Here is a 22,398-nt window from a genome sequence, read left to right as displayed (position 1 = left end):
GGTTAGCATTGAAGAAGTTTCAGTATATCCTACTCTTTCTTGTCTTTCGTACCATGCTTGTGTTCTGAGATGGAGAGCCTTATTGTAAACTAATCTTACACAGCCCAATGTGCGCCGCAATAGCGACTCTTGTTCGGGTGTTGGGTAAAATCGGTAAGAATAGGCTTTTTCCATACCTCACATTTTAGCATATATTTCGTAAACGATGCTCATATTTAACAGCAAAGCCGTCGTAGAACGGCGGGGTTTCAGACCCAAAATTTCCGATGAGTAACCAGAGAATAGAGAACATCAGGGTCAGAAACGTTGAATCCTGTAATAAAACTTTACATTGACAAGTATGGTTCTTCGTTACTTAGTATAGTTCGATAGGGTGGCATAAATCGACTAAATTCTTATCTGGCAAGAGATTTAATTGATTAGTTCGCTCTAGATCGAAAACAATTGATAAAAATCGCCAAATGCCTTTCTCTATAAGAGTTTCATCCCTTATAACCTCCGTCCATTGCATAACACAAACCGAAGAACCTTATTTAGGGTTTGCGGCAAAAAGCTTTTCGGTGGTGGCAGGGTGTGGGGTAGTGGAGCATTTGGCTGAAATTTCCCTAAACCCCGTAAATCCCTATCACCCTATCTCTCGACTCCTGAATACTGACTCCCCGAGAGATTAACTTGCTTGGGAGGAGACAAAACCCGATAGCTCGCGAAAACGGATCTCATCGCGGTGGGGATCGGCGCGACTAACTTGTACTTGAAAGCGATCGCCTAAAGATACCGAACGCTCAAAACGATGGGGTAATTCTAACCCCAATTCCTCCAATAAAATCAAGCCTAAATTTTCTTCTTCCCGCAGCCAGCGCAACACCAAAGCTTGCCAGACTTGATCTCCCTGTCGTCGCAGAAATTCCAAACTCCAATAACGATTAGTTTGTCGTTCCACCGAGGTGGCCTCTTGGGCCGAACTAGCGACACTATAGAGAATTTCCTGCATTCTATCCCGGGTAAAAGGCAGTTGATCGCCCCGGAGATGGGCTTTTAGTTGAAAATGGGTCAAAAGGTCAGTATAACGGCGAATTGGCGAAGTTACTTGGGAATAGGTATTCAATCCCAGACTAGCATGACGGTTAGGAATCGTCGTCATCTCACTGCGCGGCATACAGCGACGCAAGGCACAGGAACGCACAGGGCCCGCAGGTAGTAAAATTAACTCCTCATCGGGGGGTAATTCCGGTTGTGGTTGTCCGCGGAAAGGCACGGGGATCTCGTGTTCCTGACAGTAGCGACCGGCGATTTCTCCGGCTAAAATCATCATTTCCGCCACTAATTGCCGAGATGGGGAAACTTCCTGCAATTCTACGATAATTTCGTCGTTATCCTTCACCTTAATGGATGATTCTGGCATTTGGATGTTAATCGATCCCTGAGATTTGCGCCAGGCGTGGCGTTGTTTGGCCCAACGGTTGAGAATCCTTACTTCCGGTTCATGCTGCAGATCCAGATGTAACATTTCGTCCACATCTTCGTAGGTGAGGCGATAGGTGGGTTTAATTGTACTAGGATAGATCCGATAATCGGCGATCGCTCCCGTTTCATCGAGGATTACCCCAAAACTCAAGGCAGGACAAAGTTTACCCTGTACCAAACTCATTGGACCTGCGGCCAATTCTAGGGGAAACATCGGAACCATTCCCGTGGGAAGATAGAGACTGGTACTGCGACGACGCGCTTCTAGGTCTAATTCATCATCGGGACACACTAAACGACTAGGATCGGCAATATGAATCCAGAGACGATGACCACCATCTGCAAGAATTTCTACCGATAATCCGTCATCGATTTCCTCGGTACTTTCATCGTCGATGGTATAAATTTTTTGGTGGGTTAAATCGAGACGATTGTTGACATCCGCATCCGCAGGGGGATTGAGTAAATTAAGACGCGCCACATCAAGTACCTTTTTCGAGAATTGAACGGGGTAGGAACTGCGTCGCAGGAAAAGGTTTTCGTGACTACTCCACCATTTCAAATCGACTAACAATTCAAAAGCAGCCTCGGGGGTTTGGGAACGGCCTAGCAGCGAGAGTATGTCCATGGCTGCCGGATATTTTTGTTCGGGTTGGAGGATAAATTTTTCTAGAGATTCCAGACGAATTCGATCGCTTTCTGACCATTCTACCGTTTCACCGGCCAGGGCCTGTTGGAGACGTTGGAGAAATTGGCTTTTTTCCCGTTGACGCTGTTGTTCCACCTCTAGCTGGTGTTTGATTTCCTCTACCTGATTTTCCGAGCGGGCCTCGTAACCATCCCCTTTATTTTTAAAATAAACCTTATCATCACTCAAGAGACAATGGGCTGCATAGCAAAACTGCGGACCACGATCGGAAAAGAGTATCTCGGCCATGGTTTCGGGAGTGACTAACTGATTTTCCCCGGCTAATAATTCCCAGGCCACTTCTAAACCACTAGGATCTAGATAGGGTTGGACTTCTCGCAGAAAATTGCCGATCTCCCTATAGTTGGACGGACCTCCTTTGACAATGTAATCGAAGCGTTGGGGACGCAGTTTATGCGGGTTTCCCCCCTGATCGATGACGATCCAATCTTTTTTACCTTCTGGGCGATCGATCACCCCTAAGCGCCTTTCTCCTTGCACTCGAAATTCTACCAGCGTTCCCTTTTCCACTGTTTTCCTTTACTGCCTATTTATTTTGTCTATTTTGTCTATTTTCTATCATCCTCGATCGATTACTCGATCGGCAAGAGCAATCATCAATCCCCACCCACTAGATAGGTATAACGCCGCAAACTGCGTTCATAATCCTGTAGTAGTAATTGGGATTCTTCCACAGTCATGCGATTTTCCTGCAAAGCTTGTTCACAACGAAGACGAATTCTTTCTAACAGATCTTCCGCAGAATACTGCACATAACTTAATACTTCCGTGATCGTATCTCCTTTGACTAGATACTCGATATCGTACCCCTTGGGACTCATCTGAATATGTACCACGTTAGTATCGCCAAAAAGATTATGTAAATTGCCCATAATCTCTTGATAAGCACCCACCAGAAACATTCCTAGATAATAGGGTTCCGGAGAATGTTTACCGTTTTTGTACTCCAAAGGATGCAATTCTAAAACTGATTTTATGTCCCCGCGCAAATCGATAAACTGGGCAATTTTCCCGTCACTATCACAGGTTAAATCGGCGAGAATACCTCTTTGAGTAGGTTCTCGATCAAGACGATGGATCGGCATAATTGGAAATAGTTGATCGATCGCCCAACTATCGGGAACTGACTGAAAAACCGAGAGATTGGCATAATAAATTGAGGCCATAATTTGCTCTAAGTCTTCCAAGTCATCGGGAACATAATCCTGTTGTCGGGCCACTTGCAGAATTTTGTGACAACAAGCCCAGTACAATTGTTCGGCTCTAGCTCGTTCCTTGAGACTGAGATAACCGAAATTAAACAGACTAATCGCCTCCTCTTTGAACTGTCCCGCATCGTGATAAGCTTCCTGATAATTGCGCTCATCGATACCCGTGTAGGTTTCCCAGAGATTACGGAGGATGAGGTGTTCTTTCCCATTGCAGGGATCGGGAGGGTTTTGGGGAACCTCACTACTTCCCAAGATATCAAAGACTAACACCGATTGATGAGAAGCGATCGCCCGGCCACTTTCACTGATGAGAATTGGGGGTGAAATCTGGGCATCTTCACAAGCTTCTTTGACCTCAGCCACGATATCATTAGCATAATTCTGCATATTGTAGTTTTTTGAGGCGTAGAAGTTAGTTTTTGAGCCATCGTAATCGACCCCTAAACCACCCCCCACATCAAGATAGGTCATATTTGCCCCTAATTTCGCTAATTCCACATAAATCTGACTAGCTTCGCGAATGGCATCCTTAATAACGCTGATAGCGGAGATTTGCGACCCGATATGATAGTGCAGCAGTTGCAGACAATCTAACATCCCCGCTTGTTCTAATTCCGTCACCACCGTTAGGATTTCCGGGACGGTTAAACCGAATTTTGCCCGGTCTCCCGTGGAACATCCCCAACGGCCCACCCCTTTTGTCCCCAGTTTCGCACGCACTCCCAAATGTGGGGCAATTCCTAACTGACGACTGACGCGCAGGGTTAAATATAATTCTTCCAATTGTTCGATGACAATCAAAGGCCGATGACCGAGACGAGTGGTCAATAGGGCAGTTTCCAGGTATTCTTTGTCCTTATAGCCGTTACAAATTAGCAATGGTTGTGTTTTGTCATTTTTGCCGTTTAAGGCAGGTTCTAGGGTCGCTAAAGCAATCATTAGCTCAGGTTTTGAACCAGCCTCCAACCCAAATTGATAGGGTTTGCCAAAACGCACTAAAGACTCGACGATGTGACGGTGTTGATTGCACTTGATCGGATAGACACCGCGATAGACATTGGGATAATTATAACGGGCGATCGCTCGGTTAAAACAGGCATTCAGGCGCTCGATCCGGTCTTCCAAAATATCACTAAACCGAATTAACAGCGGTAAACCGATATTCCGCCGCTTAATCGCCGAAACTAACTCGTATAAGTCCAAAGAACCGCCCCTTTCTCCCTGGGGCGAGACGGTAATATTTCCTGCGGCATTGATCGAGAAATAGGGTTCTCCCCAGCCTTGGATGCGATAGAGATTTTCGCTATCTTCGATCGACCAATGTTTAACGGGGGCAACTTTTTCGAGGTTGTTACCGTCAGAAGGGGTCAGATCCACTGGAGATAATTGCTTTTCTTGTTTCTTAAGTTGAGTTTTACCCGCCATTGTCTATCGATCGCTCCGTGTGAGACTCCGATCTTCTATCTTAAGTCAGACTTCCTGTCTGCGACCAAGATTCCGATCGTGATAGAATCTATTAGCCGTTAGGAGGCAGGATTCAGGAGACAGGATTCAGGAGACAGGAGTTAGGAGATTATTTGTATTTTCTCCCCACTTCCCACTTCCCACTTCCCACTTCCCACTTCCCACTTCCCACTTCATAATTCATAATTCCTTCTCCCCATCACCCCTATCCCCCAACTCCCCATTCCCTTCTCCCCAAAATTTTATAGTGAACCGCTTATGAATTTATTAGACTCAAAAGGACGTTTATTCGGTAAATTTAGCTTGCTTGATATCGGAGCGGCCTTAGTAATTTTATTGACAATTATCGGTATTTTTGTTGTGCCGGGGACGAGTGGTAAAAGTACGATCGCTCAAGTGACCAAAGAACCCATAGAAGTGGATGTTATTGTCCGGGGTTTAAGTGTTCTTAATCCCAACGCTTTGATTAATCAATTCAATACCGAGAAGAAAACTAATATTGTTATTCGTAATCAACCAGCCGGTCAAGTGGATATAAAAAATGTTAAACCTTTATCGAGAAATGTCTTAGTTCCGCAGCCGGATGGTAGTGTGAAAGTCCTACCCGATCCCCGCACGGAAAACTATTCTCAAGATATGATCATGACTCTCAGTGGTCAAGCGGAAGTTACCGATACCGGTGCGGTTGTTGGCGGTCAAAAGGTGAAAATTGGCACTTTAATCGAGTTAGAAGGAGATAATTATAATTTCAACACCAGTGTTATCGATGTCCGTTTACCAAAAAGGTCTTAATCAGTGACCAGTAAACAGTGAAAAGACAGCAGGAAACTTCTATTTAACACTGCTCACTTGAAAACTCAAATCTGATAACTGATAACTTACCCACTGATAACTGATAACTGATAACTGATAACTGATAAGAGGATTAACTGCTATTTATACACCGCCTTTAGCTCGTTTGATCGAGCAGTTACAAAAATTACCCGGAGTCGGACCCAAAAGCGCTCAACGTCTGGCCCTGTATATTCTCAAACGACCAGAACAAGATGCGATCGAATTGGCCCAGGCGATCGTAGCAGCGAAAAAACAAGTAGGATTATGTCAGGTTTGTTTTCACCTTTCGGCCGAACCAATTTGTGAAATTTGCCGCAATCCCAACCGGGAAACGGGGACTATCTGTGTGGTGGCTGACTCCAGAGATGTGATTGCTTTGGAGAAAACTAGGGAATATTCGGGCAAATATCACGTTTTGGGCGGTGTTATCTCACCTATGGATGGCATTGGACCGGATCAATTAAATATACAGTCTTTAGTCACCAGAGTCAGCCAGAAAAAAATTCAGGAAGTTATCTTAGCTATCAGTCCCAGTGTCGAGGGAGAAACCACGACTTTGTATATTGGGGGTTTACTGAAACCCTTCACTAAAGTTACCCGTATCGCTTTCGGGTTGCCCATGGGCGGCGATCTGGAATACGCTGATGAAGTAACCTTAGCGAGAGCTTTAGAAGGTCGTCGGGAATTGTAAAATCTCGCCAAGGTTGGGATTAAGTAGGGTTTGCTGAATAAATGTGAAATGTAGGCAAGGTAAGGGTTTTGTGGCTTTTCTCGTGAAACAGGTGCAAGATTTTGAAAGAATCGTGCTTCAACACCTTGCGTCTTCATCGGCCCGTGTCCTGTAGGGGCGAAGCATTCGGGCAATAACCTATCGGTGAAACGTAGATTTTCTATCCGAATGCTTCGCCCGTACTTTTTGCCGCAAACCCTAAGTAGGGAGGCACAATTATTTGTAGGATGGGTTAGCGGTAGTGTAAACTATGCGGGCGTTGGGTTTCATGCTTCAACCCAACCTACGTTCATCTTATATTTAATTCCACCCACCTACTTAGACATTATTGAGGACAATTATTCAGCCCGACTACTCAAAGGGTTATTGAGATTGCCGGTGCCTGGACGTTTAACATTATGGGATTGTAGGACTGAGATCGCCTGTTGGTACTGGGGATCATCCTTAGTTCCCAGCAAAGAAGGATCATCGCGGAAGCGCAGCTGTTGTTCCCGGGTTAACTCAATCTGCACATCGGGTTTAATGCCTTTTTTATAGATATTTTCGCCGTTGGGGGGATAATAACGGGCAATTGTCACCGCTAAACCAGAACCGTCGGAGAGGGTGTGTACCGATTGGACGGTACTTTTGCCATAGGTCGATGTACCCACTAAAGTCGCCCGGCCATTTTCTTTTAGGGCCCCGGCGAGGATTTCGCTGGCGCTGGCGGAACCTTTATTAACCAAAACTACGAGGGGTAAATCGGTAATAGCGGTGTTATTGGCACTAAATTGACGATCTCCGCCCCGTCGATCGATGGTGCTAACGATTTTGCCCTGTTTCATCCACATGCGAGCGATATCGACACTAGCAAATAGTAACCCGCCGGGGTTGCCCCGCAGATCGAGAACATAGCCGGATATCTGTTGTTGACTTAATTCCTCGATCGCCTCTTTCATTTGTTCGGCTGCGTGGGAACTAAATTCATCTAGTTTAATATAACCAACTTTCACCCCACCTTCCTGTTTCAGGGTATAGCTAACCGAGGGGATTTCGATATCTACCCGGGTCAAAGTCACTTCAAACACGCCTCGATCGGGACGGGCAAGCTGTAAACTAACGCTAGTACCCACTTCTCCCTGTAGTGCCTCCATTGCCTGTTCTAGGGTCATTAAAGCGGTGGGTTTGCCATTAATTCTGATCAGGCGATCGCCGCTTTTTACTCCTGCTTCCTTGGCGGGGGATTTTTTCACCGTATCGACAACGATCAGATCGCTAGTGCGCTGATCGAGGGACAAACGTATGCCAATTCCCGATAATTCTCCGGAGGTTTGACTGGTGAGGACAGAAAATTCACTAGGAGTTAAAAAACGGGTATAACTATCACCCAATTCCTTTAAAGCTTCCCGGATTGCCGTGTAAGCTTGTTGGGGATTAGTATAATTTCTGCTTAACAATTCTTGACGTTTTTTTTGCCAATCAATTTGATGAAAACCACGATCTACAAATTCATTATTAACAATTTGCCAAACCTGGTCGATGACTGCTTTCGGGTTATCTTCTAAGGGTTTTTCCCCTTTGGCTGCGGGGGTGAGGACCATCAGGGAACTAACTGCTAGGGTAGCGATCGCACCTCCAGATAGGAGTTTCTGCACGGAAACGAACGAGGGACGCGACTGGTTCATAAAGACAAGGCCAAAATAAGATTGACGTTTCAATAAAGCCATTCAAAAAGCGGGAGCATTTTGCCTTCGAGGGAGGTGAGGAGCAGTGTTAACTACGACTTCCGTATAGATAAGGGAGTTCCTTGTCTGGCTCTAATATCCACTATAATTCTAGTTCTATAAAATCGAGTAATATCTGGCGATGAATTTTTCCTAAAGAACGAGTCTGATTAATCTTCTGGGAATAGTATTCCCCTTGACGGATGGCAGCTGGAGGTAATAATGCTAAATCTTGCCCTTCCGTTTGCACTAATTTTTCTAATTCCAGGGTCAGGGGTACATGATAAAGATAACGGGAGAGATTATCATCGTTATAAGAGCGAAAATAGCGTAAACTAGGAGCTTCGTAGTTAATTTCTTCTTTTAACTCTCGTTTTAACCCTATTTCTGGACTTTCACCCGCTTCTAAGTGACCACCAAATAAACCCCACACCCCCGGATAGAGAATCGTCGGGATGTCGTCGCGCAACTGCATTAAAAATCGACCGTCCTGTTCCAAAATCGCCAAAGCAACAAATATCATCAGTTATCAGTTATCAGTTATCAGTTATCAGTTATCGGTTTTTGGTATTTTCTTGGCAGGTTTTTAGAATAGCCCAAAGCATTTTACCAATTTCCTCTGCGTCATCATTGATACTTTGAAAGGCTCTTTCCTCTATGTAATTCGTGTCTTTCAATAGAGACAGCCAATACTTTGTTTCTAGACATTCCTTATAAGCTATTGACATTTTAGCTCGAAAATCAGCTTGAGAAATGGCTCCATTAGCCTCGGCAATGTTAGACCCGATTGAAGTGCCACTCCTTAATAGCTGTTTTGACAAAATATATTCTTGTTTAGTCTCACACAAATATTTATAGCCTTTAACAATCCTAAGGGCAAACTTATAAGCTTTGTCATAAACTTTACTCTCCATCTGTTTGCCCCGCTACTGATTACTGATTACTGATTACTGTTTTTCTCGCTTTGTTTATGGGGCAAAAAGAAAGCATCAAGGGGGTCTGGGACGGGTTTAACCACTGCGGGGGGTTTGGGGGGAATCGCTTCCGCGACGGGTTGCGCGGGTGGATTGGGTTTAACGGGGGTAACGACGGGAGTTTCTGGGGGTTTCGTTTCAGCTGCGCTGGGAATTGTCACCTGTCGGGGATTTTCGAGGGGTTTAGTTGAAACTGGGGGAGAATTGTTTTCTGGGGGTTTAACTTCTGAGGTGGGGGAAGGTTTAATTTCCGGGGACGGGGAAGGAGTGGGAACCGAATTAACTGCTACTGCATCCATCTGTTCTAATTCCAGCACATACAATTCGTTGATGGTTTGGGAACCTTGGGGAATAGCCTCAAAGTCAATTTTGCCCTTAATGACGATTTCTTCGCCTTGACGGGGTAATTTATTGCTATTGGTGCGAATCCAAATCTTGCCGGAACCATCCCGCAAAAGATAGGCCCCTCCCGCTAAAAAAGGGGCATAATTGCTGACAGTTCCCCTAAGATAAACTAAAGCGCCTTTTGGTTTTTCCTGTAATTGCTCGATCGCTGTTAGGGGAGGATCACCGATGTAGGGAACGGCAATACCGAGGTCAGCAAGGGTACTACAACCGAATAACCCTAGCAATAATAATAAACTGCCGATGCGCCCTACACGAGTCTGAATAGACATTCTTGCTTTAACCTTAACGAGTGCGATTAGCCAATCTTTTTGACCATAGAATGGATCCGAAAGATTTTTGTTCTCGGTATTATCATAGAATGTCCGTAACTACTTGCCAAATTCTCGACGGGAAAGCCTTAGCTCAAAAAATCCAACTTGGTCTAGGAGAGCGCATCCAGACGCTAAAATCTCCAATGGGAAGACCTCCGGGGTTAGCGGTGTTGATGGTGGGGGATAATCCCGCTAGTGCCGTTTATGTCCGCAATAAGGAGAAAGCTTGTACTAAAATCGGTATGGCCTCTTTTGGTCGTCATTTTCCCACCGATACAAGTGAACTAGAAATTTTAGCGGAAATTGTCCGTCTCAATCAAGATGAGCGGGTGGACGGGATTTTAATTCAATTACCTTTACCTAAGCATTTAGATGCGGTTTCCCTTCTCTACCAAATTGACCCGAAAAAAGATGCTGATGGCTTACATCCTCTCAATTTAGGCGGTTTAGTGCGGGGTGAGGACTGTATCCGCAGTTGTACTCCTGCGGGGGTCATGGCACTGCTGAAAGAATATAATATTCCCATAGCTGGTAAGCACGCGGTGGTACTGGGTCGCAGTATTCTAGTGGGGAAACCTTTAGCTTTAATGTTATTGGAGGAAAACGCTACGGTAACTATTGCTCACTCGCGCACAGAAAATCTGGCAGAAATAACCAGAAGTGCCGATATTTTAGTACCTGCGGTCGGTAAAGCCAATTTAATCACCCCGGATATGGTAAAACCTGGTGCGGTGGTGGTGGATGTGGGGATTAATCGCGTCGCTGACCGTTTGGTGGGAGATGTGGACTATGCTGGGGTTTTAGAAGTGGCTAGTTATCTTACTCCTGTTCCCGGGGGTGTCGGTCCGATGACGGTGGCAATGTTATTAAAAAATACCTTGTTAAGTTACGAACGCAAGTTATAAATCCTCAGCTACCAGCTATCAGCTATTCAGTGATTCGGCTCTCTTGGGTTCGGTGGGTAAAATCTATTCTAAAATACAGTCTTGCTGGCGAGTGCGTGGAACGAACCACAAAGACACAAAGGACACAAAGATTGATCGCTTCTATATAAGTTAAACTAATCACACAAAGAATAAGAGGGCCGTAATTCTACCGATACAATCCTTGATTTTTTTTTAACTATGTTGGTAGAATTTTACAAAACTGAATAAACTAGGAGCTTTTCGGTCATGATCTTTATTATCCCGATTATTCTTGGTGCGGCGGCCTTAGTTACTGCTGGTGTGGGAGTTAGTGCTGGTGCTGATGGTGTATCCAAGCTACAAAAGGCGCAAAAAATTGGCAAAAGTGCCGAACAAAGATACAAAAAAGCCAACAAATCCCTAGAAAAAAAGTTTCAAGCTACCCAAAAATTCGCGGAAGAATACGGTCAACTGCAAATTAATGTCAAAATCAACACCATCGGCAGATTTATTAAGTTTATTAGCAGAATTGATCAAAGAATAGGTCAAAGACTTGGTCAAAATTCCTCCCCATCCCATCAACGCTTCTTAGAAGGGTTTGAGGGATTTTCTGCCGAACAATTCAAGGAATATAAAGCAGAAGTGTTAGACGCGCAAAGTTTGGCTGTGGGGGGTTTAAAAGCAGTGAGAGTCGCTTCGGCAGCCAGTCAGACAACCCTAGGATTAATTGGTCTTTTCGGTACTGCTAGTACAGGAACAGCAATTAGTGGACTTAGTGGGGTAGCCGCTTGGAATGCTACCTTAGCATGGTTAGGAGGTGGTTCTTTAGCTGCCGGTGGTGGTGGTATGGCTTTGGGAACAGTGGTTTTAGGAGGTATTAAGTACCTAAGCAAAATTAATTACACATCTCGATAAAGCTTTTGCCTCTTGCCTATTGCCTCTTGCCTATCTTCACTAGGAAATTTATTTTGCACGACTACTTACCGTCGGACCTGCTTTAATGATTGGTGGTTTTGTCTTAGGAGGAGAAGGGAAAAAAGCCCTAACTAAAGCTATCGAATACGCCAAGGAAGTGGATAATAAAATAGCTCAGTTAGATAAAAGTAAGAGTTTTTTAGGACAAGTTCAGCGCAGAATTAAGGAGTTACAATACCTCGTTAATAGTCTGAATAGTAGAGCTATTCAGAGTTTAAATGAACTGGAGTCACGAGCTACTTTTAATCCCCATCTAGAGGAAGATGCAGCCAAGTTTCGGGAGGTACTGCTTTTAATTAAAGCTTCATCGGAAATCATGAAACTACCCATCCTAGACGAAAAGGGAAAATTAACCAAAGCAACGGAAAATCTCGGAGAAAAGTACCGCCATCTCTTAGAAAGCTAATAGTAGGATGCCTGCCAAGTAGCTGGTTATAATATAATTAAATTAAAAATGGATTTTAGGTTCGATCCCCCCTGCCCCCCTTGATAAGGGTGGTGTCTGATAATTTTTAACGCCTACCTACTCAGAAATAAAGAAAATAGTATAAGAAACGCTCTAGAATTTAATTTAACAAATATTACCGAGTATTTCAATTAAAGTTAACTCTATTTCTGAAAAGAATTCAATAAAAATACTTTCACCTCGATAATATTTCTGCATAGCTTGATAACTACCCTGCAGCGGATGACGATAAACTTCTAAACATTCTTCCTTGAGATTGATAATCCAAACTTCTTGAATATTTGCTTCCGCATAAAGAGGGATTTTAGTATAGCGATCATAATCGAGGGTAGAATCAGAAACTTCAATAATTAAATAGATATCTTGGGGACCAGGATAGGCATCAACATAAAAATCCGATCGAGGTATTAGTAAACTTAAATCTGGTTCTGGTTGAGAGTTATTATTTAATCTAATCGGATTTTGCACTCCTAAGAGAATAAGATCGCCAAATTTTCGATAAAATAACTGTGTTAATCTATCTATACTAGAAGCATGACGAGTTCCCATCGGTGACATTTTGATAATTTCTCCTCGAATTAATTCCACCTTTTCATCAGGTTTGATTATTCCCTGGGTTGCCATTTTTTCGTATTCTTCCACCGTAAACTTACGGGTAATCAGTGATACAGACATTTTAAATAAACTCCTACTTTTTCTTTATTCTATCTGGGCAGCTTGCCAAGGGGTGAATTATCGGTATTTAAACAATTAATCGGGGGGATAAATTAACTTTTTGGGGACTTGTACTGATTTTTCGGGAAAAATCAGCGCTTGCCATGGCGACAAAACCGCTAGAGCTAACGTCTAGAAAGCTGGGGTCGGATCGAAACTGCCCCAAAAAAGCTACTATAGGCCAGTTGCCGATGTTAAAAAAAATAGCCGTTCCCATCTGGAACATTAAGTCGAGAAATTTTATGGTTAAGCGAAAACAGCCTTATAGTTTAATTTATCTGCTCACTCTGGTAATCGGTTTAGTGATTGCGATCGCACCTGACGGACAAGCACAAACCCCCGACTCTAACAATCCCGCCAGTGATCCTAACGAATTAAAACCATTAAATCAAGCTGATAGTCTGTTGAGTCTTCAGGGGGGACAACGTTTAGTGGAAGAAGCGAACGCCGCTATTAATGCCGCTAAATACAGTGTCGCTGTGGAGAAACTCAATCAAGCGCGTCGGATTTTTAACCAACTATCTAACTATCATCTGCAATTAGCTAATAGTTTCTCAGGAATTGACCCGAAAGTATTCGATTCTCAGCGTCAAAGTGCTTTAAACACGGGACAAATGCGGGATGAAGCCACCTATAAGCTTGCTTTGGTCCATAGAGCGCAAAATCAGCCAGAATTGGCGGTTCCTTTGTTAATTCAGGTGATTCAATCCCAAAACCCCACCAGTGAATTAGGACAAAAAAGCTATCAACAACTCTACGAGATGGGATTTGTCAGCACACCCATCTCCGCACCGACTCCCACCTCCGCAACTCCTAACAACTCCCCCCCACAGCAGTAAATTTTGTCCCCATTGACGAGCTTTCGGTAACAATGGGATCAGAGTATCTTTAATTGTTTTGAGGAGTTAAGATGGTTGACTTTCGCCAAGTAGAAGCGATGATTCAAGAACAAATCCCCGATGCACAGGTGATGGTTCGGGATTTAACGGGAGGTGGCGATCATTTGGAAGCGGTGGTTATTTCTGGCGAATTTGCTGGCAAAACCCGCGTTAAACAGCATCAAATGGTTTATGGCGCTTTACAATCGGCACTCGCTACCGAAGCCATCCATGCTTTGGCATTAAAAACCTACACTCCCGACAGTTGGGCAGCAGAAAAATAACAGTTATCAGTTATCAGTTATCAGTTATCAGTTAGTTTTTTGGCTCTCTTAGGTTTGGTGGACAAAATGTATTCTAAGATACATTCTTTCTGGCGAGCGAGTGGAAGGAACCACAAAGACACAAAGGACACAAAGATTGATCGATCCTATATAAGTTAAACTTATCACACAGAACCTAGAAGAGCCAACTACCCAATTCATAATTCATAATTCATAATTCATAATTCATAATTCATAATTCATAATTCATAATTTCCACACCCCACACCCTACCCCCACGAAAAACTTTTTCAGCAACCCCTAATTACTCATGGTTAGTCCTTTACTGGAACCCTTTCGAGAAGCCTATCGCAATTTGGAACTTTTACCCCTGCGATCGGATAAAGAATTACAGCGTTTTGCTGTTAAATACGGCACAGAAATTATCGACGAATTAGAACAATTGGTCGAAGATAGTCCTTCGGAAGACGGAAAAATTATTCTAGCAGGACATCGGGGTTGTGGTAAGTCAACCCTACTCTACGAATTTAAAAGAAAGTTAGATGATCGCTATTTTGTTGTTTTCTTCTCGATCTCAGACATGATCGAAATGTCAGACGTAAATCATGTTAATATTTTATTCTCGATCGCCGTTCAGATGATGTCAGAAGCGGAAGCCCAAAATTTAACTATTAAAGATTCTATTAAAAAAAGCTTTTATCAATGGTTTGCTGAACAAATTCGCACCGAAACTAATCAAGCAGATGCCACTCTCGAAACAGGTTTTAACTTTTCTTCTTTACTAGCTCACATTAAAGGAATTCTCAAGATTAATTCGACTATTCGCCAGGAAATCAAACAAAAATATGAGCGGAGAATTACCGATCTAGTTGCCCAAATTAACATTATAGCTAGTGCGATCGAGTCCCAAAGTCAGAAAAAAATCTTAGTAATTGTTGATGACATTGATAAAATTGACTTAGCACAGGTAAGGGATATTTTTCAATCCCATATTAAAGCGATTATGTTGCCCGGTTTTCGGATTATTATGACTATTCCGATCGCCGCTTTAAGAGAGGTAGCTTTAAAGGCAACTCTCCAAACAGAAACTAATGATCAGATTGTACAAATGCCTGTATATAAACTCTTTAAACAGGGAGAAATTAATTCACCTAATGCTATACCCGATCCGCAAATTATTGCCACTTTAACCGAGATTATCACTAAGCGCATCGATTCCGCTTTAATCGATCCTGACACCCTCGAAAAAATTTGTCTTTATAGTGGGGGAGTGTTACGAGAATTAATTCGCATTACTAATGATTGCTGTCGGGTTTGTTTGCGATCGGTTCGTCGTTATCCTGATGATAATACCCTAAAAATTAATCAAGCTGTTTTAGAACAATCAATCACAGAACTTAGTCTCGATTTTGCTGAAAGTATCGGTACAGCAGATGAGGAAATTATTAAAACTGTTTATGAAAAGTCAAAACCGAAGGATCTCAAGGATCAAAATTTTCTAGATCTGTTGCATGGTTTATATATTTTGGAATACCGCAATGGCGATCTCTGGTATAATGTGCATCCGATTGTGGTTGAGTTAATGAAAAAAAGAGGAACAATTTGAATGGCATATTATGAATAATGAAACATCTTCAATTATTGACCAAAATGAAAGAGAATACGAAGGTTTAATCGTCTCTCTAGAGGCAAATCAAGAGAGATTAAATATATTGATTTGTGTGTGTGATCAGGAAAAATTGCGAGAAGAAATCATCGATCGCTATAGCCAAGAATTAGAACCAGTAATCCCTTGTTATCGGATTGATTTAGATCAAAAAGAACCGAGTTTAAGAGCAGCAATTGCTAGTTTAGTCTCCAGAAAACCAGAGTTATTACAAAGCAAAAACGCCGTGATCACAACCACAGGAGTGGAAAAATTACACTTGATCTCGCGTAGCGAGCGCGTTGCGACCGAATGGCAACGGGAAAAATCGGAACTAGATAAATTTTTTGGTTATCTGCAATGGACAAGGGAAGGATTGCGAGAATTTCCCTATTCCATTGTTCTTTGGGTAACAAGCACAGTGGAGGTAAATTTACGCAAAAAGTCCCCCGATTTTTGGAGTTGGAGAAAAGGAGTTTTTCGCTTTATTTCTCCTCCAAGTAACTTTTTACCTTGTCAGGAATTTTTACCAATTTTACAATCTTTTGACGAAATTACTATAGATAAAGATATTCCTTCAATCTCTAAAGAAGACTTGTTAGAACTAATCGAGCAAATCGAGGTAAATAAAGGCAAAAAAGAGCCAAGACTAGCGAGTTTATATGCCAGTTTAGCTAAGATTTATAACCTTCGTTTATTAAATCTGCCATTGTCAGATTATCGTCAGGAACAACAGCTTGCGATCGAGTATTATCAAAAAGCGATCGATTTACAAAAAGAGTTAAATCTAGAACTTGATTTAGTTGCGAGTCTCGACTCATTAGCAGGTATTTACTATTTCCTAGGAGAATACCAAAAAGCGATCGAGTTTTATCAACAGTCCTTAGCAATCTTTCAGAAAATCGGAGATCGCTGGGGAGAAGCGAAATCCTACAATAATTTAGGCAATGCTTACCGTTTCCGAGGAGAATACCAAAAAGCGATCGAGTTTTATCAACAGTCCTTAGCAATCTTTCAGGAAATTGATGATATAAGGGGAGTAGCGTATTGTTACAATAATTTGGGCAATATTTACAATTCCCTAGGAGAATACCAAAAAGCGATCGAGTTTCATCAACAGTCTTTAGCGATCAAACGGGAAATCTCTGATATAACAGGAGAAGCTTATTCCTATCTAGGTTTGGGGAATGTTTACGATTCCCTAGGAGAATACCAAAAAGCGATCGAGTTTTATCAAAAGTCCCTAGAAATCTTTCAGGAAATAGGGTATATCATAGGAGAACCAAAGACTCTGTTTAATCTGGGACTTACCTACTATAAACTCGATCGTATATCGGAAGCGAAAGAAGCATATCTTCAGTCGCGGGAATTATTTCAAGCATTGGGGTTAGCAGGATATGTTCAAAAGTGCGATCAGGCAATTCGGAGATTATAATTACCCAGTTGCGATCGAGTAAAAATTTGTTGCTTACCCCTTGACTTTTGCTTGTTTTAATGCTAGTAATTACCAGACTTGATTGCTAATCTCACCCGATTTTAAGCCAAAACTGGTTAAAAACCGCCATAACGTTCCTCTAACCAGGGATCACCTCGTCGATGGTAGCCATTACGTTCCCAGAAACCCGATTGCTCTCGATCGAGAAATTCTAAGCCATTAATCCATTTAGAACTTTTCCAAGCGTAGAGATGGGGGACAACTAAGCGCAGCGGACCCCCGTGGTCGGGGGGTAAAGGTTGACCAAACAGTTGAAAAGCGAAAAAATTATCCTCGTGCAGGAATTCCTCTAGGGTGAGGTTGGTGGTATAACCCCCGTAACAGTGTTGCATGACGTGGGTAGCTTCCGGCAGCAGGTCAATTAAGGTCATCAAATCCGATACCTTAACTCCCGTCCAAGTCACATCTAATTTTGACCAACGGGTGACACAGTGAAAATCCTTGGTAAATTCCGACTGCGGTAGGGTCATAAAATCCGACCAGTTAAAAATTTTAGTCGTGGCCACCTTTCCCCAAACCTTAAATAACCATTCCTCGGTCTTGATTTGGGGAGTATCCCCGTAGGTAAGCACAGGAAAACCACTAGCGAGATATTGGCCCGGGGGAACTCGGTCTTGATCGGGAGATTCTGGTTTTTTAAAGAATTTGCCTAACATTAGTTGAGACTCACAACGAAAACCCTAAACAAATCTTAAAATATTAGGGAGCGAAAAGGTTTTCTCAACCTCACTCCCCACTATCAAGTTATTCCTCGTCTTCCCCTTCTTCTTCCTCTTTAGTGGGATAGACAAAGCTGTTAGAACGACCAGAAAGGACAGATTTACCCAAAGATAAGGCTTTTTGCGCTTCCCGAGCCGCTTGCTTTCTCCAGTGCGCTCTCCGTTGGTCGCGCTTGGCATTTGAGGTTTTCTTCTTGGGACAAGCCATAGTATTTTAACGATAGTTATAGACTCACAACCTTTCTATTCTACTCCCTATTTCCCTAATCGGCTCGCCAACTTGTCCGATTCCCTCCCTCACTACTGCCCAAAATATTGATAAAACTTAATATTTATCATTGGCTTACCTATTTATGTTTAAAATCCTATATAGCTATGTAGTCAAGTAATTTCCATCATGGTCACTACCGTCGAACCCAGAGTTTTAAGTTCACTGATTACTGTTTACTGTTTACTGTTTACTGTTTACTGCTCACTGAAAAATCCCCCACACCCCACACCCCACACCCTACACCCCCACTTCCCCAACTCCTTTAATCTTTCCTACAATTCTGGGTATCTCTAAAGATAGATAAACAGCTAAGGTATATCTATGTCACTGGAAGAAGGATTAAAATGTCTGCAGCTAAAGGATTACGCAAGAGCGGTGGAATTACTGGAAGAATATTGTCAACAATCGGCTAATTTTTATTCTCCCTTATATATTCAGGCTAAAATGGCTCTTGCTCGGGCCTATCGCGGCAATAATCAACGGCAACAAGCGATCGCATTAGCCTTGGAATTAGAAAATCATCTTGATCAGGAAGTTAGTCAGTGGGCCAAAGGATTACTGACAATCTTTAGTGCTGAACAAAAAACCCCCGGTATTGCCATTAATGGGGTCAAATCTCGATCGCTGCCCAAGGCAGGACGAGCAGCACAGGTAAGCGTGCGGTTATGCCGGGTTATCCCCGCCAATAGACTTATTTTTGCTAAACTATTGACAATCACGGCTTTTTATGCTATGGTGTCGAGTCTTTTTTTTGCAATTATCCGTTTGCTCCCCATCCCTGGGGAGACGGGTGTAATTATTGCCTTGCTCTTGACGAGTTTCTTAGGCGGACTCATCCTTTTTATCGCCCCGAATCTAATTGATTGGACACAAGAACGTCTGTATCGAGTGCGTTGGGTGTCCTTAGCGGAAATTAAACGGGATAGCCCAGAATCGGCGGCAGTAATCGGGCGTATATGCCGAGAAAAAGGGTTAGAACCGCCAAAACTAGGCATTATCGAAGATGGACAGCCCCTCGCTTTTACCTATGGCTCTCGACGGGGTAATGCTCGCTTAGTAGTTGGCAGAGGTTTATTTACCTATCTCGACGATGAGGAACTAGCGACGGTATATGCTCATGAATTAGGGCATATTTGGCAGGGAGACTTTGCCATGATGACTATCTGTGCTAGTTTCGACCATTTAAGCTGTTATATCGACTCTTTTGCTCAAAATCAAGGTAATAGTTTTAAAGACACAGTTTTTCTAGGCCTTCTCTCATCAATTATCACTATTTTTAGGCAAATTCTTGTTTTTTGCAGTCTTTATCTGTCTCGTACTAGGGAATACTTCGCCGATCATTTTGCTGCCCAAGTTACCGGTAATCCCAATGCTTTGGCCCGCGCTTTAGTAAAAATTGCCTTTGGTTTAGTCCAAGAAACTGCCCAGTCCAGTCCCCTGTCATTAAGTATAAATGTATTAAATATTGCCCAGGAGCAGGATGGGATCATTGCCGGTAACGTTTATGGTATCGCATTGGAGTCTCGCCGGATCGGACAGAGTTTTCTCTGGGATATATATAATCCTTGGGCAAAATGGTTAGAGTGGCAATCTAATCATCCCCTGACTGGTAAAAGGATTGGCGCTTTAGCTAACTATGCCCGACAGATGGATCTAGATATAGAATTTAGTCTGGAGGAAATATTACGCCAAGAAATAGAATTAGATCGCAAGAAACTCCATCAAAACTTTTTGCTGCGACTATGTTTATATTATGCCTGGGGACTAGGCTTTATTATTGGGGTTGTCATCGCTGGTTTTCTTGGTCTGAAATTTAGCTCTTGGGCTGCATTGGGGCTAATTTTAGTCGCTGGGGGTTTGGGTATAATTATCAATCGATTAGCCAGTTATCCTCCTCTCAAAAATGCTAGTTTCAGCGATATTTTTTCTTTAACCGATAATCCTTACAGTCATCCCCTCCCATCTATCCCCGTCCGACTCCACGGTGAGTTAATTGCTCAGGGAAAGAATTTTTTTCTGAAAGATAGCACCGGCATAATTCCCCTCGCTCCTAACTATCGTTTCGGTTTTTGGCATAAAATCAGGACTACTAACCCCCCCATGGCAGCAATAAATAATACATCAGTACAGATTCTCGGTTGGTTTCGTCGCGATTTATCTCCTCGTCTCGAATGGAGTCAAATAACTCACTCTGGCGGAAATATTCGGGTTTATCCCCCTTTTTGGTCTTTGGTTAGCGGTTTTGTCCTATTAGTCTCCGGTTTAATTATCGCAGTCACATTATCCCTTTTCTAGCGTTAGGTAGTTGCTGGGATAATAGCCAATCTTTGAGCGCCAATCCCTAAAATTCTCCAGTCTCACACCCCGAAAACTATTGATAACTTTAGGAGTCTAGCAAATGTCTAACGAAACTGTCACCTATTCCCTAGAAGCTGTCCTAACTAGGATTGAGAGTAAAATCGACTCCCTTGAAAAACGGATGGATGAGAGATTTGACAAGGTAGAGGACCGGCTAACCAAAGTAGAAATCGGACAGGCCGAACTCAAGGCCGAGTTAAAAGGCGATATTAAAGTATTAGACGAGAAAATCGAGGGATTAACGGCACGGGTTGGTTATCAGGAGTTCACCAACCGGGGGATTCTGATAGCTTTGGTGGTCGCTGTCTTGGGAGGTGCCGCTAAACTTTTCGGTTTTTTCCCCAATCCCTAGAACTGGCTCCTAGGCAAGGCTAGAGGCCTTATGATCATAATAAATGGCCGCTCAAAAACCCGAAAACCCCAGAGGAGTATAGCAAAATGTCTAACGAAACTGTAACTTATTCCCTAGAAGCTGTCCTAACTAGGATTGAGAGTAAAATCGACTCCCTTGAAAAACGGATGGATGAGAAAATCGACTCCCTTGAAAAACGGATGAATGAGAGATTTGACAAGGTAGATGAGAGATTTGACAAGGTAGATGAGAGATTTGACAAGGTAGAAGACCGGCTAACCAAAGTAGAAATCGGACAGGCCGAACTCAAGGGAGAGTTAAAAGGCGATATTAAAGTATTAGACGAGAAAATCGAGGGATTAACCGCACGGGTTGGTTATCAGGAGTTCACCAACCGGGGGATTCTGATAGCTTTGGTGGTTGCTGTCTTGGGAGGCGCTGCTAAACTTTTTGGTTTTTTCCCCAATCCCTAGAAGTTACCCCCGATACTTAAACCTAACCTGAAATGGGAACTTAGGGTTTTGGGGATTTTGGGGTTTTTGGTAGCCATTTATCGGCATTATTAGTCATGTTGACGATCAGTCCTAAAACCTTATTATACCTCTTGTCAAACCTAAATTCAGGAAAATCCCCATCACCCCACTCCCCCACTCCCCCATCACCCCACCCCCCCCATCACCCCACCCCCCCATCACCCCACCCCCCCATCACCCCACTCCCCCACCACCCCAAAAAAAATCTTTCCCAAGGGTGATAGGTTTTCTGAAACAGGTGGGTAAGTTGTTTATAGAGAACAAAAAACACTTACCAAAGGATATACCTATGAACTCCACCTTCAAATTCAAACTCCTCCAAGCTCTCAACAAAAAGAACCGTAACAAAGGTTTCACCCTCATTGAACTCCTAGTTGTCGTTATCATCATCGGTGTACTCGCCGCCATCGCTCTCCCCAACCTCCTCGGTCAGGTAGCCAAAGGCAGACAAGCGGAAGCTCGCACCCACCTCGCTAGCATTAACCGCGCTCAACAGGCTCACCGCTTGGAAACAGGTTCTTTTGGAACATTCTCCACTGACGCGGCTCAGAACCAGTTGCCCGTATCTATAGCAGCACCTCAATACTATCTATTTGAAGAGGGGATAGCACCCCTTCAGGAGGAGGCTGGAACTAATGCTGTGGCTATCGACGATTACCAAGACGATATTCGCGACTACTCTGCTGCGGTAGCTCAAACCAATGCGGGTGTTTTCAGTGCGGCTATTTGTGAAACAGATAACCCGGCTGATACGCTTGCCCAGGCGACTGTAACTAATGGTACTGCGGAATGTGCGGATGGAAGCACACAAATCAGATAGATATTCTTCCCAGATTGCTTAAAAGCTTTCTGGCATAATAACCAACAATTGATAATCTAGCGGAAGGTGGCAGGGAAATGTTCTCTTATAAACCTTGCGCTTTTGATTTTTTTCGGGAAGTGGGGAAGTGGGGAAGTGGGGAAGTGGGGAAGTGGGGGAATGGGGAAGTGGGGAA

21 protein-coding genes and 2 pseudogenes are annotated in these 22,398 nt (G+C 43.2%); 13 read left to right on the top strand and 10 right to left on the bottom strand.

The genetic code is table 11. The annotated features are described in order from the left end of the window. From MICAI_RS23425 to speA, 3 genes are all read right to left on the bottom strand, one after another. Positions 1 to 174 (bottom strand): helix-turn-helix domain-containing protein (locus MICAI_RS23425; RefSeq protein WP_071989019.1); only part of this gene is annotated, 174 nt, incomplete at its 3' end. A gap of 493 nt (positions 175 to 667) precedes the next feature. Then, complete coding sequence (locus MICAI_RS07920; protein WP_008200079.1) at positions 668 to 2,683, bottom strand: ribonuclease catalytic domain-containing protein; 2,016 nt, start codon at positions 2,681 to 2,683, stop codon at positions 668 to 670. A gap of 86 nt (positions 2,684 to 2,769) precedes the next feature. Next, positions 2,770 to 4,809 carry a biosynthetic arginine decarboxylase gene (speA, locus tag MICAI_RS07915; protein ID WP_008200077.1) on the bottom strand — a complete coding sequence of 680 codons (2,040 nt, stop codon included), beginning with the start codon at positions 4,807 to 4,809 and terminating at the stop codon, positions 2,770 to 2,772. Between the two features lie 297 nt (positions 4,810 to 5,106). On the opposite strand from speA, the gene MICAI_RS07910 reads away from it, so the two are divergent. Both MICAI_RS07910 and recR read left to right on the top strand, forming a co-directional pair. After that, positions 5,107 to 5,640, top strand: a complete 534-nt coding sequence (locus MICAI_RS07910) for a DUF4330 domain-containing protein (protein ID WP_008200075.1) — start codon at positions 5,107 to 5,109, stop codon at positions 5,638 to 5,640. A 142-nt stretch (positions 5,641 to 5,782) separates the two neighbouring features. Continuing rightward, a complete protein-coding gene (gene recR / locus MICAI_RS07905; RefSeq protein WP_043999193.1) occupies positions 5,783 to 6,373 on the top strand; it encodes a recombination mediator RecR in 591 nt (196 codons plus the stop codon). A 377-nt stretch (positions 6,374 to 6,750) separates the two neighbouring features. Here recR and ctpB read toward each other — a convergent pair whose 3' ends face one another. The 4 genes from ctpB to MICAI_RS07885 form a co-directional block, all read right to left on the bottom strand. Further along, complete coding sequence (gene ctpB / locus MICAI_RS07900) at positions 6,751 to 8,076, bottom strand: carboxyl-terminal processing protease CtpB (protein ID WP_039899822.1); 1,326 nt, start codon at positions 8,074 to 8,076, stop codon at positions 6,751 to 6,753. A 142-nt stretch (positions 8,077 to 8,218) separates the two neighbouring features. Next, entirely contained in the window at positions 8,219 to 8,638 is a 420-nt protein-coding gene (locus MICAI_RS07895) for an NUDIX hydrolase (RefSeq protein WP_008200068.1), read from the bottom strand. Between the two features lie 31 nt (positions 8,639 to 8,669). Then, positions 8,670 to 9,029 carry a four helix bundle protein gene (locus tag MICAI_RS07890; RefSeq protein ID WP_008200066.1) on the bottom strand — a complete coding sequence of 120 codons (360 nt, stop codon included), beginning with the start codon at positions 9,027 to 9,029 and terminating at the stop codon, positions 8,670 to 8,672. Between the two features lie 26 nt (positions 9,030 to 9,055). Then, positions 9,056 to 9,766 carry a hypothetical protein gene (locus MICAI_RS07885; RefSeq protein WP_008200065.1) on the bottom strand — a complete coding sequence of 237 codons (711 nt, stop codon included), beginning with the start codon at positions 9,764 to 9,766 and terminating at the stop codon, positions 9,056 to 9,058. Between the two features lie 89 nt (positions 9,767 to 9,855). On the opposite strand from MICAI_RS07885, the gene folD reads away from it, so the two are divergent. The 3 genes and pseudogenes from folD to MICAI_RS07870 all read left to right on the top strand — a co-directional run. Next, complete coding sequence (folD, locus tag MICAI_RS07880; protein WP_002735754.1) at positions 9,856 to 10,713, top strand: bifunctional methylenetetrahydrofolate dehydrogenase/methenyltetrahydrofolate cyclohydrolase FolD; 858 nt, start codon at positions 9,856 to 9,858, stop codon at positions 10,711 to 10,713. Positions 10,714 to 10,980: 267 nt separating this feature from the next. Beyond that, positions 10,981 to 11,592: pseudogene (locus tag MICAI_RS07875) on the top strand (hypothetical protein); the annotation flags it as partial. 103 nt (positions 11,593 to 11,695) lie between these two features. Then, positions 11,696 to 12,094: pseudogene (locus MICAI_RS07870) on the top strand (hypothetical protein); the annotation flags it as partial. Positions 12,095 to 12,259: 165 nt separating this feature from the next. Here MICAI_RS07870 and MICAI_RS07865 read toward each other — a convergent pair. Then, a complete protein-coding gene (locus MICAI_RS07865; protein ID WP_008200058.1) occupies positions 12,260 to 12,829 on the bottom strand; it encodes a Uma2 family endonuclease in 570 nt (189 codons plus the stop codon). 230 nt (positions 12,830 to 13,059) lie between these two features. Here MICAI_RS07865 and MICAI_RS07855 point away from each other — a divergent pair, with 230 nt between their 5' ends. The 4 genes from MICAI_RS07855 (at position 13,060) to MICAI_RS07840 (ending at position 17,110) form a co-directional block, all read left to right on the top strand. Beyond that, on the top strand, positions 13,060 to 13,707 hold the full coding sequence (locus MICAI_RS07855) for a hypothetical protein (RefSeq protein WP_008200056.1): 648 nt from the start codon (positions 13,060 to 13,062) through the stop codon (positions 13,705 to 13,707). Between the two features lie 71 nt (positions 13,708 to 13,778). Next, on the top strand, positions 13,779 to 14,030 hold the full coding sequence (locus MICAI_RS07850) for a BolA family protein (protein ID WP_002755721.1): 252 nt from the start codon (positions 13,779 to 13,781) through the stop codon (positions 14,028 to 14,030). Between the two features lie 310 nt (positions 14,031 to 14,340). Next, the gene (locus MICAI_RS07845; protein ID WP_008200050.1) at positions 14,341 to 15,636 is read left to right on the top strand and encodes a P-loop NTPase fold protein; all 1,296 of its coding nucleotides are present in this window, start codon (positions 14,341 to 14,343) and stop codon (positions 15,634 to 15,636) included. A 10-nt stretch (positions 15,637 to 15,646) separates the two neighbouring features. Further along, positions 15,647 to 17,110, top strand: coding sequence for a tetratricopeptide repeat protein (locus tag MICAI_RS07840; protein ID WP_008200048.1), 1,464 nt, complete (start codon positions 15,647 to 15,649; stop codon positions 17,108 to 17,110). Positions 17,111 to 17,226: 116 nt separating this feature from the next. Here the strand turns inward: MICAI_RS07840 and MICAI_RS07835 are convergent, their stop codons facing one another. Together MICAI_RS07835 and rpmF are read right to left on the bottom strand one after the other, a co-directional pair. Continuing rightward, entirely contained in the window at positions 17,227 to 17,826 is a 600-nt protein-coding gene (locus MICAI_RS07835) for a sulfite oxidase-like oxidoreductase (protein WP_008200046.1), read from the bottom strand. An 88-nt stretch (positions 17,827 to 17,914) separates the two neighbouring features. Further along, a complete protein-coding gene (rpmF, locus tag MICAI_RS07830) occupies positions 17,915 to 18,097 on the bottom strand; it encodes a 50S ribosomal protein L32 (protein WP_002742494.1) in 183 nt (60 codons plus the stop codon). A 384-nt stretch (positions 18,098 to 18,481) separates the two neighbouring features. On the opposite strand from rpmF, the gene MICAI_RS07825 reads away from it, so the two are divergent. The 4 genes from MICAI_RS07825 to MICAI_RS07810 all read left to right on the top strand — a co-directional run bounded on the left by MICAI_RS07825 (position 18,482) and on the right by MICAI_RS07810 (position 22,223). Beyond that, complete coding sequence (locus MICAI_RS07825) at positions 18,482 to 20,455, top strand: M48 family metalloprotease (protein ID WP_008200043.1); 1,974 nt, start codon at positions 18,482 to 18,484, stop codon at positions 20,453 to 20,455. Positions 20,456 to 20,558: 103 nt separating this feature from the next. Continuing rightward, positions 20,559 to 20,870 carry a DUF4164 family protein gene (locus MICAI_RS07820; RefSeq protein ID WP_008200042.1) on the top strand — a complete coding sequence of 104 codons (312 nt, stop codon included), beginning with the start codon at positions 20,559 to 20,561 and terminating at the stop codon, positions 20,868 to 20,870. Positions 20,871 to 20,956: 86 nt separating this feature from the next. Further along, positions 20,957 to 21,343, top strand: a complete 387-nt coding sequence (locus tag MICAI_RS07815; RefSeq protein WP_008200040.1) for a DUF4164 domain-containing protein — start codon at positions 20,957 to 20,959, stop codon at positions 21,341 to 21,343. A gap of 349 nt (positions 21,344 to 21,692) precedes the next feature. After that, entirely contained in the window at positions 21,693 to 22,223 is a 531-nt protein-coding gene (locus MICAI_RS07810) for a type IV pilin-like G/H family protein (RefSeq protein ID WP_008200037.1), read from the top strand. Positions 22,224 to 22,398 lie beyond the last annotated feature (175 nt).

It is taken from the genome of Microcystis sp. T1-4, from assembly GCF_000297435.1.
Classification (GTDB): domain Bacteria; phylum Cyanobacteriota; class Cyanobacteriia; order Cyanobacteriales; family Microcystaceae; genus Microcystis.
Note: the sequence above shows the minus strand (reverse complement) of the source record. Positions and strands in the feature narration are given on the sequence as shown.

Coding starts and splice junctions, on each gene's coding strand:
- MICAI_RS07895 (WP_008200068.1), bottom strand. CDS start 8,638: ATGATATTTGTTGCTTTGGCGATTTTGGAACAGGACGGTCGATTTTTA.
- MICAI_RS07810 (WP_008200037.1), top strand. CDS start 21,693: ATGAACTCCACCTTCAAATTCAAACTCCTCCAAGCTCTCAACAAAAAG.
- MICAI_RS07855 (WP_008200056.1), top strand. CDS start 13,060: ATGTTAAAAAAAATAGCCGTTCCCATCTGGAACATTAAGTCGAGAAAT.
- MICAI_RS07850 (WP_002755721.1), top strand. CDS start 13,779: ATGGTTGACTTTCGCCAAGTAGAAGCGATGATTCAAGAACAAATCCCC.
- MICAI_RS07890 (WP_008200066.1), bottom strand. CDS start 9,029: ATGGAGAGTAAAGTTTATGACAAAGCTTATAAGTTTGCCCTTAGGATT.
- MICAI_RS07910 (WP_008200075.1), top strand. CDS start 5,107: ATGAATTTATTAGACTCAAAAGGACGTTTATTCGGTAAATTTAGCTTG.
- MICAI_RS07825 (WP_008200043.1), top strand. CDS start 18,482: ATGTCACTGGAAGAAGGATTAAAATGTCTGCAGCTAAAGGATTACGCA.
- ctpB (WP_039899822.1), bottom strand. CDS start 8,076: ATGAACCAGTCGCGTCCCTCGTTCGTTTCCGTGCAGAAACTCCTATCT.
- MICAI_RS07885 (WP_008200065.1), bottom strand. CDS start 9,766: ATGTCTATTCAGACTCGTGTAGGGCGCATCGGCAGTTTATTATTATTG.
- folD (WP_002735754.1), top strand. CDS start 9,856: ATGTCCGTAACTACTTGCCAAATTCTCGACGGGAAAGCCTTAGCTCAA.
- MICAI_RS07840 (WP_008200048.1), top strand. CDS start 15,647: ATGAATAATGAAACATCTTCAATTATTGACCAAAATGAAAGAGAATAC.
- speA (WP_008200077.1), bottom strand. CDS start 4,809: ATGGCGGGTAAAACTCAACTTAAGAAACAAGAAAAGCAATTATCTCCA.
- rpmF (WP_002742494.1), bottom strand. CDS start 18,097: ATGGCTTGTCCCAAGAAGAAAACCTCAAATGCCAAGCGCGACCAACGG.
- MICAI_RS07865 (WP_008200058.1), bottom strand. CDS start 12,829: ATGTCTGTATCACTGATTACCCGTAAGTTTACGGTGGAAGAATACGAA.
- MICAI_RS07815 (WP_008200040.1), top strand. CDS start 20,957: ATGTCTAACGAAACTGTAACTTATTCCCTAGAAGCTGTCCTAACTAGG.
- MICAI_RS07845 (WP_008200050.1), top strand. CDS start 14,341: ATGGTTAGTCCTTTACTGGAACCCTTTCGAGAAGCCTATCGCAATTTG.
- MICAI_RS07820 (WP_008200042.1), top strand. CDS start 20,559: ATGTCTAACGAAACTGTCACCTATTCCCTAGAAGCTGTCCTAACTAGG.
- MICAI_RS07835 (WP_008200046.1), bottom strand. CDS start 17,826: ATGTTAGGCAAATTCTTTAAAAAACCAGAATCTCCCGATCAAGACCGA.